The organism is Bradyrhizobium sp. AZCC 2289, assembly GCF_036924615.1.
Taxonomy (GTDB): Bacteria; Pseudomonadota; Alphaproteobacteria; order Rhizobiales; family Xanthobacteraceae; genus Bradyrhizobium.
The window spans coordinates 7,797,145-7,814,749 of sequence record NZ_JAZHRY010000001.1 but is presented as its reverse complement, the minus strand read 5'-3'; the positions used below and the strand labels follow the sequence as shown (position 1 = coordinate 7,814,749).

Sequence of the window (17,605 nt, the reverse complement as noted above, 5' to 3'; positions counted from 1 at the left end):
TACCTCGCCCCGCTTGCGGGGAGAGGTCGGATCGCATCGAAGATGCGATCCGGGTGAGGGGGACTCTCCGCGAGCACATCTCTCACCGTCTTCACGGAGACAGCCCCTCACCCCAACCCTCTCCCCGCGAAGAGCGGGGCGAGGGAGAAGCAGACCGCCTACTCAGCCGGCGCCGCCGACATTTCCGGATGCGAACTATAGCTCTCGCTGGTGCTGGTCCTGCCCAGCGCGTACAGGCCAGCCGCCATCACGGCATAGGCCAGCGCCACGCCCGGCGTCACGCCGAGCCCACTGCCGATGCCGACCGCTTCGCCGTGCATGAAGCCGAAATAGGTCATCACGGCGCCGGCGAGCGCGAAGGCCGAAGCCTTCATGAAATCACGCTCGATGATGAAGACACCGATCGCACCCAGGATGAGCCCGGCAAGGATAGAACCGCCGCCCATGACTTCCAGCCCGTGGTAGATCACGCCTTGCTGTGGAAGCGAGGCAATGGCCGCGGTCTTGACCGCGCCGACCTTGTCGGGAGCCAGCGCACCGACCGTCTGGGCCGCATTCAAGGTAGCTCCGAGCATGGTGTCGATCTGCAGCTTGGCCCAGGCCGCAAGATGCGGCGTCAGCGCCAGCACGATCGCGGGCGCGTGCTTGACCGGCGTGGTCTGGAACGCCTGCGCGCCGATCAGCATGCCGATGTAGAGCAGGATCGGTGAGATCGCGACCACCGGCACCAGCGCCAGCAGCACCGAGATGATGCCGAACCAGGAGAGCAACACCACCATGATGCCGGTCGCGGCCGAATAGCCGATCCGGCCGCCCATCGCCTTCCAGCCGGGATGGCCGATATAGACCGCGTTGATGAAGGGATTGCCCATCAGGCAGCCGATCAGGCTGACGACGCCGTCGGTGGTCAAAACGCGGGTGGTCGGATATTCGTCGCCGGCCGCTTCCGCGCTCTCGACGTTGTCCATGGCCTCCACGAGATCGTAGATGCCGAACGGGATCGCCGTGACCAGGATGACGCTGAGGAACTCGAAGCCGGAAAATACCTGGCCAATGGCCGGGATCGGCACCGAGAAGCCGAAGCTTGCAAAGGCATCGCCGACGCCCTTGACGCTGAGGCCACCGAGCCCGAGACCGAACAGGTTGGAGCCCCACGCGATGATCATTCCGACCGCGATGGCGACCAGACCCGCCGGGATGTTCTTGGGATATTTCACGCCACCGAACCAGCTCACCAGAATGATGCCGAAGCAGACCAGGCCGATCTGCGGCGTCATGTACATTTCCAGCGCCGGCCGCATCGAGATGAAGGTGACGGAGACGCCGGCGAGCGTACCGAGCAGCGCCGCGCGCGGCGTGATCTTCCGGATATACGGGGCGATGAAGCCGCCGATCATGAGAATGAAACTCTGGAAGAACACCCAGACCAGGCCCGCGGACCAGCCCTTCAAGGGATCGCCGGTCTTGATCGTGATCGGCAGCATGATCACGAAGGTGACGATGAACATGTGCGGCACACTGACGCCCGAGGGCAGCGCACAGACGTCCGTGCGGCCGGTTTTCGCCGCGAGGCGATAGGCGAGGAACGCATAATAGAAGGTGGACAGGCACATCATCAGGCCGAGCGCCGGCAGGATGCGGCCGAACACCAGGGAGTCCGGCATCTTCAGTACGAAGCGCAACAGGCCGGTCAAGACCAGCATGTTGACGAGGATGTTGGTGCCGAAACCGAAGAAGGCGTTCCAGTCGCCCGGTGTCCACAGAACCGGCCTGAAATCGGACTTGCCGGCCGTCCCCGTCATGCTTGTGCTCATCGTGATCCCCCTGCTGCTACTGTCTTTGAAGTCTCCGGTGAAAGTGCCTCCAGTACCGCGGCTGAATCGGTGACCCAGCCGAAGATTCCGCCCTGGGCCTTGATCATCTTCAGGCCCATCTCGTGGAATTCAGGGAAATAGGACGCGCAGCCGTCGGACAGCACGACGCAGCGATAGCCGCGATCGTTGGCCTCGCGCACGGTGGTGTTGACGCACACTTCGGTGGTGACGCCGCACACCAGCAAATTCTCGATGCCGTATTTCTGCAGGACGTCGGAAAGCTCGGTGGCGTAGAACGCGCCTTTGCCGGGCTTGTCGATCACGACCTCGCTGTCGAGCGGATAGAGTTCGGGAATGATGTCATGGCCGGCTTCGCCGCGGATCAGGATCCGCCCCATCGGACCGGGATCGCCGATGCGGAGCGACGGCGCGCCGCGTTCGACTTTCGCCGGCGGCGCGTCGGACAGATCGGGCAAATGTCCCTCACGGGTGTGCACGACCAGCATGCCGGTATCGCGCGCCGCCGCCAGCACCGCCGCGATCGGCTTCACCGCGCGCGCGAGTTGCGAGACATCATTGCCCAGCGTTTCACCGAAGCCGCCGGGCTCCATGAAATCGCGCTGCATGTCGATGATGAGGAGTGCGGTCTTGGTCCAGTCGAGCTCAATCGGCTCTGGTTCCGCCGCCACTTTGCCGAAGGTACAGCTTGAGTTCGTCATGACGTACGTGCCCCGAACGAGAGAACTCCTTAAGCCAGGCCAAGCAAGGCGCGTGCCATTGTGTACAATCCCGTTTGGCGTTTCCAAAAAACGGAATCCATCCTATTTTCAATTTGTTGGGCGTCGATGGAGCAGTTGCTTATTCTCTGTGCGTCGCTTTGATGACGTGCATTTGCTTATTGGATGTGCGGAATTTTTGTTGCACTTGATTTGCGCAGGGAGGGTCAGGGCTGGCATAGTTGTTGCTGATTACGATTGGATCGGACGGAAACAACGCTGGCAGCATTTCGCGCATCGAAGCGCGCGCCGGCTGACGGGAGGACAACATGAACGGACTTGGCGGCCTCAACAAATCGCCCGAAGGCGTCGTGATCGGGCTCGTTCAATTGCAATTGCCCGTCGTCGTGACCCGCGCCGACCTCGCGCGGCAGACCGAGCGCATCGTCACCATGGTCGGCAAGGCGCGGCGCAATCTCGGGACCATGGACCTGGTCGTGTTTCCCGAATATTCGCTGCACGGCCTGTCGATGGACACCAATCCCGAAATCATGTGCCGGCTCGACGGCCCGGAAGTCGCATCCTTCAAGCGCGCCTGCATCGACAACAAGATCTGGGGCTGTTTTTCCATCATGGAATTCAACCCCGGCGGCAACCCCTACAATTCCGGCCTGATCATCGACGACCACGGCGAGATCAAACTGTATTACCGGAAATTCCATCCCTGGATTCCGGTTGAGCCGTGGGAGCCCGGCGATATCGGCATTCCCGTGATCGAGGGACCGAGGGGCGCCAAAATCGCGCTGATCATTTGCCACGACGGCATGTTCCCGGAAATGGCCCGCGAATGCGCTTATAAAGGCGCGGAGATCATGATCCGTACCGCCGGCTACACCGCGCCGATCCGCGAAAGCTGGCGCTTCACCAACCAGGCCAATGCGTTCCAGAATTTGATGGTCACCGCCAATGTCTGCATGTGCGGCTCCGACGGCTCGTTCGATTCCATGGGCGAAGGCATGATCGTGAATTTTGACGGCACGATCGTCGCCCACGGCACCACCGGACGCGCCGACGAGATCATCACCGCCGAGGTGCGCCCCGACCTGGTGCGCGAGGCGCGGATCAACTGGGGCGTCGAGAACAACATCTATCAGTTCTGGCACCGCGGCTATGTCGCGGTGAAGGGCGGCGCGATGGACTGCCCCTACACCTTCATGCAGGACATGGTCGCGGGCACGTTCCGCCTGCCCTGGGAAGACCAGGTCAAGGTCACCGACGGCACCTCGTGCGGTTTTCCGGCGCCGACGCGGATGTTCGGCAAGACCGCGAAGGCGGCGGAGTAGTTCGTGGTGGTAAACCGTCATTGCGAGCCAGCGGGTCGCGCGAATGCGCGCCCGATGACAGGCTCCGCGAAGCAATCCATCGCGCCGCGCAAAGAAAGAATGGACTGCTTCGTCGCAATCGCTCCTCGCAATGACGATACTCCAATTGCAAGCATGACTTCGCGATCTCGCGGCATGATGCGCCCGAGGTTTGCAAATCGTTTCGCCCTCGACGTTTGAGAGGGCGCAGGGAAGACCGGGTGGCGCTGCACCCGCGGTCTCGTGTGCAAGATGCACAGAGAATGCGCACACGAGCATACAGGTTCAGCGGAGACATCCCGGCCTTCCCTGCGCAATGGTTTTACGGCTTATATCGCGCTCCCCGATGAACGGGCTTTCTTGCCACCGTCGCCATGCGGATCGCTCCGCACGACTTGACGCCAGCGTCGGGGCGTCAGGACCACACGACTTCGCCGTCCGCGTCAGCACCGTTCGTCAAAGGCGCATCCGCGTCCACCGCATCCCACCGCACGTTTCGTGACGATCGCGAGCCGCCCCTCTTGTCGGGTGAGACGGGCGGATTCAAATCACTGATTTGCCCGACGGCGAAAGCGGAATATTTTCCGCAACGGGGCTTGACTCGCGGTATGCGAAAACGCGCAAGTGATTTGCCCGTCGGGCAATCAGGTCAAGGATATTCGTCATTGCGAGCCAGCGGGTCGCGCGAATGCGCGCCCGATGACGGGCTCCGCGAAGCAATCCATCTCGCCACAGAAAGACAGAATGGATTGCTTCCGCCTTCGCTCATTGAGCTATGGCGGACACATCGCTCCTCGCAATGACGGCGTTCCAGGGCGTGAACCCATACATTCGGAGCGGTCGGCGGACGTCCGCTTTGGTGCGCATTCCGGACTCAAGTCGGACATCGCGCGAGGGCCGAAAAGTGCCAAAAACAGAAATGCGCTGTCGTAAGCTCTCAGTAAGCCACATCGATCTAGCCGGTTAAGCCTCTCGAGCAGAATTAACTGCGGGGAGTAACAGACCGACCAAGATGCCGATGATCGGGATCACAACGAGGCCGCCGCTCATTCCATCCAATTCGGTATCGGTGAGTTCTCGGTGATCGAGCTTTGAGTTGTCGTTGGTGTCGCTCATCATCTTTCTCCATGCAAGCCAGCGCGGATCATCCGTCGCTGTGCGGGCACACTGGCCAACGCTTCCGCCGCTACTGTGACCCTAGTCACATGTCGCTGTTGTCGTCGTCGGTCGTGATGACGCGATGGGCGCGAAGGGCTCGCGGATGTCTGCATCACGCTCAGAAGCGGACATTTGGGCTGGCCTTCAGCACGTCTGCTTTGTGCCAACAGCGGAAGTGAACGCATTCATTCGATCACCCGCGGGGCGGGTTTAGCAAAATCTCTAGCTCGACGCGGAATAATTCTGCGGCGCCGGCGTTTGTCTTAGCGACGCACCCGCGTCCTCAAAAAGAAGCAACAGGAGTAGAGCTGCAATGTCCAAGACATTTGCCGTAGTAGCGGCCTTGGCTTTTATTCTCGCCTCATCGGCCGCATCGGCACAGATGCTGAAGACGGCTGATACACCGAAGGGCAAAACGTTTGTCGATACTAAGGGTATGACGCTTTATACGTTCGACAAGGATGCCGGCGGCAAGTCGATGTGTAACGGCCCTTGTGCGGAGAACTGGCCGCCGCTGATGGCAGCTGACGATGCCAAGCCGACCGCCGACATGACAATCGTCGTACGTGACGACGGCAAGAAGATGTGGGCCTATAAGGGTAAGCCACTCTACACTTTCAAAAAGGACACTTCACCAGGCGAGACCAACGGCGACGGTTTCCTCAATGGCGCATGGCATATGGTAAAGCCATGAGCCGCTGAGCAGAGGCCTGAGAGGGTTTTCTCTCACCGCTCAGGCCGCGTCGGGCGGCGCTGAAGTGCCGATCTTGCCGGACGCCATGGTACTTGCCGCCGGAGCACATGATCAGGCTGACGGAGATACGGGAGCCCTTACGTTTGGGTGCATCCGGACGATGATCGATCAGCCGGAGGCGGCTTTGGCGGCGGTGGCTTCCATGGAGGCTTCGCTGGCTGTGGATTCCACGGTGGAAGATTTCACAGGCGGGCGTTTGTAGGGTTTGGCTTTGGGCCCTACACGACGGATACTATCCCCACGCCCACGACGATTCCTACTATGGCGATGGCGGCTGCCACGTGGTGCAGCGGCGCGTGCATACCTGGTATGGCTGGCGTATCCGACCTGGCCAGGTGCGCGGGTGATCCCGGTCTTCGGATGGAAGAGATCTGGTCTGGCGAATTGAAGTTGAGGACCGGGTCGCCCCGGAAAATTCACGCGGTCTCGGTGTATTCTGCACCGAGGCCGCTTTTTTTGACGCCCGCTGGTACGCAGCCGCGCGGCAAGTGAGATTGCACCCGACCCGCGCCTCACACGCAGATTTGGCCCGATGTCGCAGATGGGTCAATCGCGTCGTCTTGACCTTAGGCCGGTCATTTCCGGTCTACCCCTAGAAGCAGACTCTTTCAGAGTCCATCAGCATGTCTCAAACGTGCCAATACCGGACATACAGGTCCATGCTGCTGTATGTACGCAGCTGGCGGGATTCTGCTCAACCAAAAAGCGGTTACGTGTCGATCTCGTTCATGAAGATGAATGGAACTCGATGAGATGTTTCGCATTTATGGCATAGGTAACCCTTGCGCGCCGGTTTCGCCGAGCGCACGCTTGCCAAGCGTTTTCACAAGAACTTACGGAGGATGCGACCATGCTACAGGTCAAGCAAGCTTCGAAGAAGAAACGCACAACCAAAGCCGCCGCCGTGAAGGTGCTGGGTGCCGCCGGACTGGGTCTTTCGCTGGTGGGTAGTGCATCCGCATCCACGATGCCCACTGCCGGTATCCCGCAATCTGACAATACCTCGCCCAATCAGCGCTTCGTTCTTGGCGAAGAGGAAATGGCCGACGTCAGTCTCGCCACGTTCCATGTCTTCGATAGGGAGAACGTTGGCAGCGGCGTGCAGCTAGCCCGCGGATGCGGTGGTTGCGGCGGCTGCCGAGGTGGCGGCGGGTGCGGCGGCTGCCGAGGTTGCGGCGGTGGCGGCGGCTGCCGAGGTTGCGGCGGTGGCGGCTGCGGGTTTGGTGGCGGCTGCGGGTTCGGTGGCTGCGTGGGTTGCGTGGGTTGCGCAGGTTGCGCGGGCTGCTGCCTATCCTGGGGAGCGTGCCGCTTGTGCTAAGTCCCACGACCTAACGGCAGGCCACACCAAGGACTCTGCTAAGTTGGGCCTCTAATCGATCAGCCTCTCGCTGGTTGCGAGAAAGGGCCGTTGATGCGTAGTCGAGTACGCGCTTGGCCGAGATTTCGGCCAGCGCCACCACTCCATGCTTTTGTGCCGGGCCTTAAGCCTGAACCCTTACTAACATAAACCCGACGCTGAGAAAATTGCATCCAAATTGCATCCAATGAGTTCAATCGCCGATTTTCCCAAGGTCGCCTTCGGGTCAAAAACGGTCCTGACGCCCTTGAAATGGGATGTCTGTTTTACCCCCGAAAGCAGACCTTGGCCGAATTGCACGGCGCATTTCAACGCCGAGGCGGCCTTTTACTCGGGAGCCTTAAGGCCGCCTGCCGTCCAACTCGTGTTGGCTGCCTTCATCGGGTCCCCGACAACCATCTTTTGGACATGCTCGCACTTCGGACATTCGAGCGTCAGAAAGTCGGAATGGGCGGGACCAGGTTCGATCCGGGCAGCATCATCCGGCCCTGACACTTAGGGCAGCGGGGCCGTTGGATGGGAAGCAGAGGACGGTGATGGAACCAGCATGCTCTTCTGGTTCGCGGAGTCGGTGGTCAATATTGCTCACATCGGAAAAGTTAAATGAAGGCGAATCGCACACTCACCTCACAACGCATTCAGGTCGTCGGGCACATCGCCGAACTTCCTGATTAGCCTATGCGATGAATTTAATCTGCGTTTGGAACGTTAAACTACACAGTATGTTGTCGCTGCACACGAATGACCGTTGTGGTCGCCCAATCATCCCCTGGAGTGCCACATGACCAAACGTAAACCGGCAACGGCGTCAAAGCAGGCCCACAGCACGAAAATAGCCGCCCAACGGGCCAAGCAGGCTATTATTACAAGCCCGAAAGACAACCCCCCGCGCTCGGTTGCGGCAGGCTCGACTGAACCGCCCCCTGAGCGTCATAACGACTCAAAACAAGAGGCTCCCCTCGTTGAGAAACCGGCGACAGCCTTACAAGATGACTGCAAACAGACGATGACGGATAACGATTCGAAGAAGGGGTTTGTTTTTTCTTCAGCCACGGCAAACGTGCGGGCTTATCAAGCAAAGCTGCTGGAAATGGCACAAGCCAACATGCAATTGGCTTTTGAATTCGCCCAGAGGCTTGCGACGATTAGGTCACCCGTTGAAATTCTCAGCGTCATTGCAGAATTCACAAGCAAGCGGATCGCCATGTTCCAGAAGTATTCGATAGAAATGGCTGAATTAGGTACCAAGCGGTGAAAAAGCCCAAGACCAAGGCCGCCTGGCGAGGTCTTTTTCAAACAGTATCGGTCAATCGCTGATCCGCCGCCGTCAATACTCATAGAGTTGATGATCGATACGCGCGGGCAAGTATCCAAGGCATCCTGGACCTTGAGGAACTGTTTTTCTGAACATGTTTCTGAACATGGTGGACACCCTCGTTAGGGGGCGGGAGTCTACCGAACTCTCAGTCTCGGGCGCGTGCCGCAATCCTACAAGCTGGCCGAACCTCGTGAGTTTGATCCACCAAGTATAACGCAGCCGGCCCATACCGGAGTATTTCGTTGAGTTCTCGGCGAATTCACCGTCGAACCGCGCGCCGACCGAAAACCCGTTCCTGAACCCGATCCCGTCAACTGAGCCGACGTATTAAAACCGTAGACGCCCGCTATCAGCGTTTGGCCTCCCAGGTCGTGACCATCGGCCCTATTGAATTCGGTCGCTGGGCAATATTGCTCAGCGACCCCGGAACTCGAAAGCGCAAGCTGGTTCCATCATCGCCCGTAACAGGCATCCATCGGTGACAGAGAGTGCTGCACGCTCCCGCCTGTTAATCAGGAGAGCTAGCCATATTGCGCATTTGAGTGCCTTGTTTTGAAAACGCTAGTGGGTGCGGGGCCCCCGGTGGAACCCCTAGCGTTCGTTCCCGTTGCACCTCTAAATCAAGCCCAAGGAGGACTCCCACATGATGAAGATCACTCTTGCCGTGGCGGCAGCAGCAGCGGTGCTGACAACTGCCCCACTCGGCACGCCTGCCAAGGCGCAAGGCGTCAAGATAGCCCAAGGCGTCGATGTTCAGATCGGGCGGGACCGCGACGACCGCTACGATAGAGACCGTCGCGGGCGGTACGACTCCGACACCACAGTTGGCGTCGGCCCGGGCGGTGTCACCGTCGGCCCACGACAGCGCTGCCGCATGGTGACTACCACGGTTGAAGGGGATGACGGCCGCAGGATCACGCGCAGGGAGCGCCGCTGCGACTAGACGGCGAGCAACAAGGAAATAATTGTTTAAGGCCGTCAATGATTTGGAACCGCCGCCGATCCGGTGCCGCGCGGGCAATCAGCCCGGCGACTCGTTTTTAATCCCGCGACCGGATTCGGCTCCTGTAGTTATGCCCTGAACTCGCCCAGGTGCAGTTATTCGGCAGAATCGCCCGGACATAGGAGCCACCATTTCAAACTGACCCACTATCGCCGACTGAGACTCTTGACCCATCCGTTTGCCACCGGGTCACTTTTCAAGTCCACCTCGATGCAACGTCCCAAAGATTATGGCTTTGCGATCAGGTAGCGAACGAGAAATGGCACAAAAACTGACCTCAGACATTGATCAAGTTCGATGTCTCAGTTGGGTCATTCGCGTCGATTTTGGCATGTCCGCAGCATGTCCGGTTAGGGGGCAATCTCGGAAATGCAGGTTGTCGGGTTTTGCCGGTTGAAGGCATCAGTTTGGACGTGATTCAAGCGTCTAGCGGATATGTCCGCTGGCGTAATGCTTGACTTCCGCCGCAGTCATCGGCGGCCTGACCGCCATCGCCGAAACGACTGCGACGGCGGTTTGGCCGGGTCGGTTTTGCCGCAGCACCAGCACGTCGATGCCTTGCGGGGTGATCTTCATCGCAAAATCGTAACCTTCGAGGACGCGTGCAGCGACGCGCTGCAACGGCCCGTCGAAGACGCCGGTCTTGAGCGTCTCCAGCGTATCGTCCGAGCGGTACTGCAGACCGAACCTGTCGCGCAGCGCGGACAGCACCTCCTGCAGCGGCACGTCGCGGGCTTCGACATGGACCGCGTGCGAACGTTAAGGGGCGTAGTTGTCAGATGTGCTGCGAGCACGTGTCAGTTCCGTTAAAGGATGATGACAGCGAGCAGAGGTCGCCCGCCAAAGCGCCGCTCGACCGCTCGGGGTTTATGGTTTTCGTTCAACGCTTTGCGGGTAGAACCCGAGATTTCGGACTCAGCGCTTCAGAATTCGTCGCTTCGCCTTCTCGCCGAGCTACGGCGGACGTGCCCCTACTCGCCATGACGTGGCCCGTGCAAACGCAGATTCGCAATCCCGCGCTTTCAAAACGATGAGCAATGGCACCTGCAATGCAGGAATCGATTTGATAAATCCCTAGTTCCATTTGAGCAGCGGGGTTCCGAATGCCCTTCGCCAGACCGAAAGGAAGCGAGGAAACCAGGAGTGCGCAACCGCTCCCCGATAGGCCCATGTCCGGTATTTGAGACCTGTTTCGGACAAGAGTTCCTGATATCCGCCATGCGTCTCGGTGGCGGTTCGAATGTCGTTCAATATCTCCCGGGCATGAGACCGGTACGTATCGACTCCCGCGAAATCATCGTAGTCCAGCATGCGATCCGCGAATTCGACATTGAACGTCGGCCAGGAGGAACGTCCCTGGTAGGCTGGAGCTGCAATCTTGTGGATCATCTTGTTCTGCGGGTTATCCACGGATACCAGGAAGTGAGACGTACTTGGTATACGAAACCGGGGTTCAGCGAGCACCAGATCGGTCGTGGCTGCGAATAAAGCGCGCTCGCTCGCGTCGCTCAAATCCCAAAATCCGCGGTGCACATTGACGAAATCCAAGGCGATGGCAGACGCTGGCGGTACGCTCGGGGACTGCAGCGCATGCCTGATATAGCCATGCTTGCCGAACAGAAGGAGAAGCTCCTTCTTATGTTGTGATAACTCGCGCCCGAACTGCTGCTCCAGCTCGGCCTGGTCAATCACCCCGAGTTGAATGCCGCGCAGGAAAGTCGTGTAGACACAGGCGTTGGTGACGAACCGCCTGCGTTCGGCGCGGGTGTCGGTTGCCGCGGAACGAGGCGCGGTCACGTCACAAAGCAAGTACCTGACGCCGCCATCATCGAACGGCTCCAGCGATTTCGCGAGTTGCAGTATCGCCCTTTTCAAATCCTCACGATACTCAGCAAGCAGCAAGCGGCCGGCATGCGCGCCCTGTGACATCACCAGATAGGAAGACGGCCTCTGGTCCGCGCAGACAATCTGTTCCAGGCCTGCCAGGATGCCCAACAGCGTATCCGAAGGCCGCGAGAAATAATTGACGCCAAGATACCGATCGCGTCCCGCCGGGATGAGAGTCGTGGTGACGACATCGGCGCGAACGGCCTCCAGCATCAGCCGGACACTTTTTTCGAGCAAGCGAACCCGCCGGACGGCGTCCTCGGAATCCATAATGGTCTCGGGATCGAGAACATCGGGATAGAACCAGGCGAAGTCCCGGGGATAATAGGCGGTTGCGTGCGGCGCCCCGGTGACGAGAAACGACTCGGTTGCGGAAAACGCAGAGTTCATCGCGTGCCGGTACAGGTCATCGATGGCCGACGACAGGCCATGGGTCTTTCTCAGGAATCGATCACCGAGAAAATTCACCGCCTGGATGGCGTTGGCGACCCAGGTGGCAGCGAGCCCCTGGTAAAACCGGCATTCGCGATGCGATGGAAACGAAATATCGCTGTTCATATGCCCTGATGAATGATGTTCGTGTGGCGGAGGCTCTCAGTTAGTACCCAAACTGCCTTGATTCGTCTCTCTGCTTGCTCGCGGTGTCGTGCTTTGGACCAAATCGATCATCGGCCTTTCGCCGCCCCACCCGACGGCGAAAGCGGAATATTTTTTGAAGAAGGGCTGGACAAGTTTTTGCTGATTTGCCCGTCGGGTCAACTTGTCGCGCCGCTCTCACCACATCGTCATTGCGAGCGAAGCGAAGCAATCCATAACGCCGCTCGGTGGGTAGAGCAAAGCGAAACTCATCGTGTTTGAAGGCGATGGGGTTTCGCTTCGCTCAACCCACGGGCTCTAGACGGTCCGGCCCGGCGCGCCTGGATCAAGCCGAAGCCTTGCGCTTTACCGCCTTGCGCAAGGTCTCATCGATCCGCGATTGCCAGCCCGACCCGGTCGATTTGAAATGCTCGATCACCTCGGGGCTGAGGCGTAACGAGACAAGCTTTTTTGTCGGCAACTTGTTCGGGCCTCGTCCCTTTCGAATAGATGCGCTCAGATCAGGAAAGACTTCAGCAAATGGCCGGGCCTTGGCGAAATCCGCCTTTGTCAGCTCCGGATTGTCGCCAACTTCGCGCAGGTCCTTCTTGCTGTAGGCCGCCTTTTTTCTAGCGTTCGGCATAGAGTTTCCTTTCATTTCGACTTGCCGGCCGTATGCTGATGATGCTTACGCCCTCACGCCCCAGCCGGGCGAATACAACGACGACAACACCCCGAATGTTCACGCCGACCGCGATCCAGCGCCTGCTCTTGTTGTGCGAAGGGATGACTACCGCGTTATCGAAAAACGTCTCGTTTAGATCAGCGAAATCCAGTCCGTGCTTTTCGAGGTTGGCGAGCCGCTTCGGTTCGTCCCAAACGATTTTCATCGTTGTTTTGTAGCTACAATTTATCCTCCCGTCAAGATATTTTGTAGCTACAACATAAAAATCCCCATGTTTCGCAATTCAAAACCAAGGCTCGCTTTTGACGCTTGTCTAGATGACCTGTACAACTTGCTGTTCACCACTGCTTTAGGAATTTATAATCGTGCACAACAGCCGGCAGAGGAGTTATTATGGAGGCTCGGCCTTGTCCAATTATCGAATTTTTCAACGGTTCAAAACAACTACTCGTGCCGCTTTTCCAGCCCCCTATGAGTGGGGACCGCGCGAATGGGAAGTATTGTGGACCGACTTGTTAGAGCAATATGAGCGCAGAAATGAGGATATTGTTGCCTCTCATTTTACTGGCGCAATTGTCACAGCCCAGCGCGTTCCGTTCCAGTTGGCGTCTCGAAATATCTTGTCATCGATGGCCAGCAGCGTTTGACGACTATTTCAATTCTGATTTGCGCTCTTCGATCGCTCACTGATCCGACTAGTCAGAAATATCGAAAGCTAACAAGTTTTCTGGTGAACGAGTATGACGAGGGTCTTGATTATTTCAAACTGCTCCCGACACAGTTGGACAAGTCCGCTTTTCAAGACCTGATTGAACAAAGGCTGACCTTGAAAACGAGGTTCTCGGAGGCCTTCGATTTCTTTCGAAAACAACTCGCTGGGGAGGACTCGGATGGCATCGTTATCGATTTTGATGGTTTGTTTGAAGTCGTTCAATCTCGTCTAACCGTCGTCGCCATTCATCTTGGCGACACAGACGATCCCTACCTGATTTTTGAAAGCCTCAACGCCAAAGGCGCGCCGCTCACACAAGCAGATTTGATCCGAAATTATCTCCTGCTTCGGATTCCGAGCAACAATCAGTTGCAAGTATATGAAGAGGCTTGGCTCCCTATGCAGAGCCTGCTTGGTGATCATCTCACCGAGTTTATGAGACAATATTTGATGCAGTCCGGCGAAGAGGTATCAAAATCAGCCATATACTCAGTCTTGAAAAAAAGACTGCAAGATAGCGACGAAGATGATGTGGCCGAGGAACTAAGGACCATGCAGCGAATGTCGCTGCTGTATGCCCAAATTGTTGGCTTAACATCCGCGCCGAATGACTTAGTAGCGTCAATGCTGTCAAGACTGAGAAGATGGGAAGTTTCAACAGCTAATACGTTTATCTTAAGCTTGCTCGCACTAAATGCGGGACATAACATCAGCTCTGTTGATGTTCTGTCTTGCCTGAAATGTCTCGAGTCGTTTGTTGTTAGGCGAGCAGTTTGTGGCGTGCCCACTAATCAGCTTAAGCGGATCTTCATCTCGATTATCAAAGAAATTCCGACAACGGACGTCCCCACTTGGTTAGTGACGACGCTCTCAGCAGGCAGTAGTGGCAGGCGATGGCCTAAAGACGAAGAATTTAGCGAATCACTCCAACGGTATCGTGCATACGCTAACCCGCTCGACCGTTGCAAATTCGTTTTGGAGACAATCGAACTCGGCTATGGACACAAAGAGCGCACGACGTTCGAGTCAGCTACAATAGAGCACGTCATGCCTCAAACATTAAGCGAAAAGTGGAAACTGGACGTCGGCCCCGATGTCGAGCTCGTTCATGAGAAATGGATAGACAGGCTCGGGGTGCCGTCGCGGGGTTGGTAGGAATTGAGTGTGGCGTAGTCTCCGGGGTGATCAACCTCGAATCATCCGGCGTTGAAGCGTCGGACTGGAGACCACGCCATGACGAGCACTACCACGAAGCCTGATTCTTTGCAGCCTGCGGCCGATATGGCCGGCGATCTTTTCGACAATTGGTTTGATCCGCTTGAGGCCGAAGTGCGGGCTCGATCGCGTGAGTTCATCGAAGAACTGCTCCGCGGCGAGCTCGAGGCGGCACTTTCGCGGCCACGTTACGGGCGCATCCCGATGTCCGGCAACGAAGGAAGAGCGAGCGTTGCGGGCCACCGCCACGGCAGCCGGACGCGATCGCTGACCGGCACGTTCGGACCGATCGAGATCGCGGTGCCGCGCGCCCGTCTGACCACTGCCGATGGCAAGACGACCGAATGGAAGAGCCAGACGCTGCGGGCCTATCAGCGGCGCACACTGGCCGCCGACGCGCTGATCGCGAGCACGTATCTCGCTGGCACCAACACGCGGCGGGTGCGTCGCGCGCTCGCGGCCTTGTTCGGCGGGACGGTCGGCAAGGACACGGTGAGCCGGACCTGGCGCAAGGTGAAGAGCGACTGGGACGCCTGGCACACCCGCTCGCTGACTGGAGAGCCGATCGTGCGCCTGATCCTCGACGGCACCGTGGTGCGCGTGCGGCTCGACCGCAAGGCGACCTCCATCTCGCTGCTGGTCGTTCTCGGCGTGCGCGAGGACGGCCAGAAGGTGCTGCTCGCGATCAAGAGCATGGGCGGCGAGAGCGCCGAGGCCTGGCGCACTGTCCTTGCTGACCTCATCAATCGCGGGCTGCGGCGTCCGGAATTCCTCATCGTCGATGGCGCGCCGGGGCTCGACAAGGCCATCGCCTCCGTCTGGGACGGCGTGCCGGTCCAGCGCTGCACGGTCCACAAGCACAGGAACCTGTTCGCACATGCCCCAGAGCGGCTGCATGACGAGATCACCGCTGATTACAACGACATGATCTACGCGACGACGCCTGAGGAGATCGAAGCGCGCCGCAAAGCCTTCATCCGCAAATGGAGGCTCAAGCATCGCGCCGTCGCCGACAGCCTGGAGGAGGCAGGAGAACGCTTGTTCACCTTCACGCGCCTGCCGCCGAGCCAATGGCGCAGCGTGCGCACCACCAATGCAATCGAGCGGCTGCACGAAGAGTTCAAGCGAAGAATCAAGACGCAAACCGTGCTGCCGTCAGCAGACACCGCAGCCATGTTGTTCTGGGCGCTGCTCGCCTCTGGACAGATCAACATGCGCAAGGTCGATGGATGGCAGACGCTCGCCGTAAAGCCTGGCAATCAGCCGATTGACCTCGCAGCCTGAAACGATACCCTCATGTTCCCGGAGAATGCGCCACGCCCAATTCCAACCACTGCTCCGACGGCACCAGGCTCGGCAACTTGACCCTCTCCGGGTACAATAGTGAACTCTCAAATTCCCCATTCGAGAAGAAGCGCACGCTTCTCGCCAACAGCAATTATGAGCTAAACAAATGGATCGCAGAACGGAGTCAATGGACAGAGACTGAGCTAACCTCTCGCTCCGAGGAATTGTCCAATAGAGCTATTGTTGCATGGCCGAGAATCATTCCAAGTGTGACATGATACGGACTGATTTGCGGCTAATGCCTTGGCTTACGACTTCGTAGTTCGTGTCCCGGACGCGGTGCAGCTTGCAAGCGGCTCGACCCACCAGCGTCCGATGGACCCCGGGTCAGCAGCGCACCACTTCGTGCTGCGCAGCGGGGAACGCCTGTCGGTCACTCCCGCGGCCGAAAATTGTCGATCAATCGCAACAACACCCGCGCGCCGGCGTCGGCGTCGGCCAGTTCGACATGCTCGTCGGGATGGTGGCTGATGCCGCCGCGGCAGCGCACGAAGATCATGGCGACGTCGGCGATATCGATCATCGCCATGCCGTCATGCCCGGCTCCGCTCGGCAATTCAAATACCGGATAGCCTTCGGCTGCAACGGCTTCCGCGACTTGCCCCTTCAGCCACGGCGCGCACGGCACGGTGCGGTTCTCGTGGGTGACGTCGACCTGCAGCGCCAGATTGCGGCGCTTTGCAATCGCTTCGATCCGCCGCACGATATCGGCGACGGCGAGTTTGCGGTGCGCATCGGTCGGGGCGCGGATGTCGATGGTAAAATTGACCCGGCCCGGAATCACATTGGTCGCACCGGGCATCGCATCGATATAGCCGACGGTGCCGACGAGCCCATCCTCGCCGGTCTTGCAAAACTCCTCGATCGCGACGATGCACTCGGATGCTCCCGCCAGCGCGTCGCGCCGCAGCGCCATCGGCACGGTGCCGGCGTGGCCGGCCATCCCGGTCAGGTGCGCGGCCAGCCGCGTCGCGCCAGCAATCGCGGTGACCACGCCGACCGGCAGATTGTTCTGTTCCAGCACCGGTCCCTGTTCGATGTGCAGTTCGACATAGGCATGCAGTTCGCGGCGCGCGCGGGCGGCGGCGCCGATATGGTCGGGGTCGAGGCCGAACTGCACCATCGCCTCGCGCATCGAGATGCCGGCATGGTCGCGGCTATTGAGCACGCTTTCGACGAACGTTCCGGCGACCGCCCGGCTGCCGAGCAGCGTCGAGGCGAACCGCACCCCCTCCTCGTCGGCAAAGCCCACGACCTCGATCGCGAACGGCAGCCGCCGCTCTCTCTTGTACAGATCGGCGACGCATGAGATCGCCGTGATCAATCCGAGCGGCCCGTCCCATTTGCCGGCATCGCGCACGGTGTCGTAGTGCGAGCCCAGCATCAGGCACGGCAGGCCCGGCCGCTCGCCTTCATAGCGGCCGCAGACATTCCCGATCGCGTCGAGATGCGCGCTCATGCCCGCGCCGCGCATCCAGGACAGGATGAGATCGGCAGCCGTGCGATGCTCGGGCGTCAGGAATATCCGCGCCCGATGTTCCGGCGTCTCGGAAATGGCCCCGAGCTGATTGATCCGCTCGACGATTTCGTCGCCAAGCGATGATCGTCCCGTCCCGGCAGCTGCCGCCTCTGTCTTGCTCATGCTTTTCCAGTGCAGCGCCGCGCCGATCCGCGCTTTCTTGATCGATACAAGTTCAATGCC

The 17,605-nt window shown here is 59.0% G+C and carries 16 protein-coding genes; 8 read left to right on the top strand and 8 right to left on the bottom strand.

The features are described 5' to 3' along the window. Positions 1-158: 158 nt before the first annotated feature. Together V1289_RS36925 and V1289_RS36920 are read right to left on the bottom strand one after the other, a co-directional pair. Positions 159-1,814, bottom strand: coding sequence for a regulator (locus V1289_RS36925; RefSeq protein ID WP_334403635.1), 1,656 nt, complete (start codon positions 1,812-1,814; stop codon positions 159-161). Then, complete coding sequence (locus V1289_RS36920; protein ID WP_334403633.1) at positions 1,811-2,533, bottom strand: cysteine hydrolase family protein; 723 nt, start codon at positions 2,531-2,533, stop codon at positions 1,811-1,813. Before V1289_RS36920 ends, V1289_RS36925 begins: the two co-directional genes overlap by 4 nt. A gap of 326 nt (positions 2,534-2,859) precedes the next feature. Between V1289_RS36920 and V1289_RS36915 the strand changes: the two genes are divergently transcribed. Then, entirely contained in the window at positions 2,860-3,873 is a 1,014-nt protein-coding gene (locus tag V1289_RS36915) for a formamidase (protein ID WP_334403631.1), read from the top strand. 981 nt (positions 3,874-4,854) lie between these two features. On the opposite strand, the gene V1289_RS36910 is transcribed toward V1289_RS36915, so the two are convergent. Further along, entirely contained in the window at positions 4,855-5,007 is a 153-nt protein-coding gene (locus V1289_RS36910) for a type II secretion system protein (RefSeq protein WP_334403629.1), read from the bottom strand. A 355-nt stretch (positions 5,008-5,362) separates the two neighbouring features. On the opposite strand from V1289_RS36910, the gene V1289_RS36905 reads away from it, so the two are divergent. The 3 genes from V1289_RS36905 (at position 5,363) to V1289_RS36895 (ending at position 9,421) form a co-directional block, all read left to right on the top strand. Further along, entirely contained in the window at positions 5,363-5,743 is a 381-nt protein-coding gene (locus V1289_RS36905) for a COG4315 family predicted lipoprotein (RefSeq protein ID WP_334403627.1), read from the top strand. 2,198 nt (positions 5,744-7,941) lie between these two features. Beyond that, positions 7,942-8,415 carry a phasin family protein gene (locus V1289_RS36900; protein ID WP_334403625.1) on the top strand — a complete coding sequence of 158 codons (474 nt, stop codon included), beginning with the start codon at positions 7,942-7,944 and terminating at the stop codon, positions 8,413-8,415. Between the two features lie 706 nt (positions 8,416-9,121). Continuing rightward, positions 9,122-9,421 carry a hypothetical protein gene (locus V1289_RS36895; protein WP_334403623.1) on the top strand — a complete coding sequence of 100 codons (300 nt, stop codon included), beginning with the start codon at positions 9,122-9,124 and terminating at the stop codon, positions 9,419-9,421. Positions 9,422-9,907: 486 nt separating this feature from the next. Here V1289_RS36895 and V1289_RS36890 read toward each other — a convergent pair whose 3' ends face one another. The 4 genes from V1289_RS36890 to V1289_RS36875 all read right to left on the bottom strand — a co-directional run bounded on the left by V1289_RS36890 (position 9,908) and on the right by V1289_RS36875 (position 12,834). Further along, complete coding sequence (locus V1289_RS36890) at positions 9,908-10,207, bottom strand: hypothetical protein (protein ID WP_334403622.1); 300 nt, start codon at positions 10,205-10,207, stop codon at positions 9,908-9,910. A 348-nt stretch (positions 10,208-10,555) separates the two neighbouring features. Beyond that, positions 10,556-11,926 (bottom strand): hypothetical protein, encoded by a 1,371-nt coding sequence (locus V1289_RS36885; RefSeq protein ID WP_334403620.1) that lies wholly within the window; start codon positions 11,924-11,926, stop codon positions 10,556-10,558. 364 nt (positions 11,927-12,290) lie between these two features. Beyond that, positions 12,291-12,587, bottom strand: a complete 297-nt coding sequence (locus tag V1289_RS36880; protein WP_334403618.1) for a BrnA antitoxin family protein — start codon at positions 12,585-12,587, stop codon at positions 12,291-12,293. Beyond that, a complete protein-coding gene (locus V1289_RS36875) occupies positions 12,574-12,834 on the bottom strand; it encodes a BrnT family toxin (protein ID WP_334403616.1) in 261 nt (86 codons plus the stop codon). Before V1289_RS36875 ends, V1289_RS36880 begins: the two co-directional genes overlap by 14 nt. Before the next feature lie 202 nt (positions 12,835-13,036). On the opposite strand from V1289_RS36875, the gene V1289_RS36870 reads away from it, so the two are divergent. From V1289_RS36870 to V1289_RS50030, 4 genes are all read left to right on the top strand, one after another. Next, a complete protein-coding gene (locus V1289_RS36870; protein WP_334403614.1) occupies positions 13,037-13,276 on the top strand; it encodes a hypothetical protein in 240 nt (79 codons plus the stop codon). Next, on the top strand, positions 13,273-14,496 hold the full coding sequence (locus V1289_RS36865) for an HNH endonuclease family protein (RefSeq protein WP_334403612.1): 1,224 nt from the start codon (positions 13,273-13,275) through the stop codon (positions 14,494-14,496). Before V1289_RS36870 ends, V1289_RS36865 begins: the two co-directional genes overlap by 4 nt. A 126-nt stretch (positions 14,497-14,622) precedes the next feature. Next, positions 14,623-15,840, top strand: coding sequence for an IS256 family transposase (locus V1289_RS36860; RefSeq protein WP_334407198.1), 1,218 nt, complete (start codon positions 14,623-14,625; stop codon positions 15,838-15,840). Beyond that, positions 15,837-16,121 carry an HNH endonuclease family protein gene (locus V1289_RS50030; protein WP_442896219.1) on the top strand — a complete coding sequence of 95 codons (285 nt, stop codon included), beginning with the start codon at positions 15,837-15,839 and terminating at the stop codon, positions 16,119-16,121. Before V1289_RS36860 ends, V1289_RS50030 begins: the two co-directional genes overlap by 4 nt. Before the next feature lie 155 nt (positions 16,122-16,276). Here the strand turns inward: V1289_RS50030 and V1289_RS36855 are convergent, their stop codons facing one another. Beyond that, entirely contained in the window at positions 16,277-17,545 is a 1,269-nt protein-coding gene (locus V1289_RS36855) for an allantoate amidohydrolase (RefSeq protein WP_334403610.1), read from the bottom strand. Between the last annotated feature and the right edge of the window lie 60 nt (positions 17,546-17,605).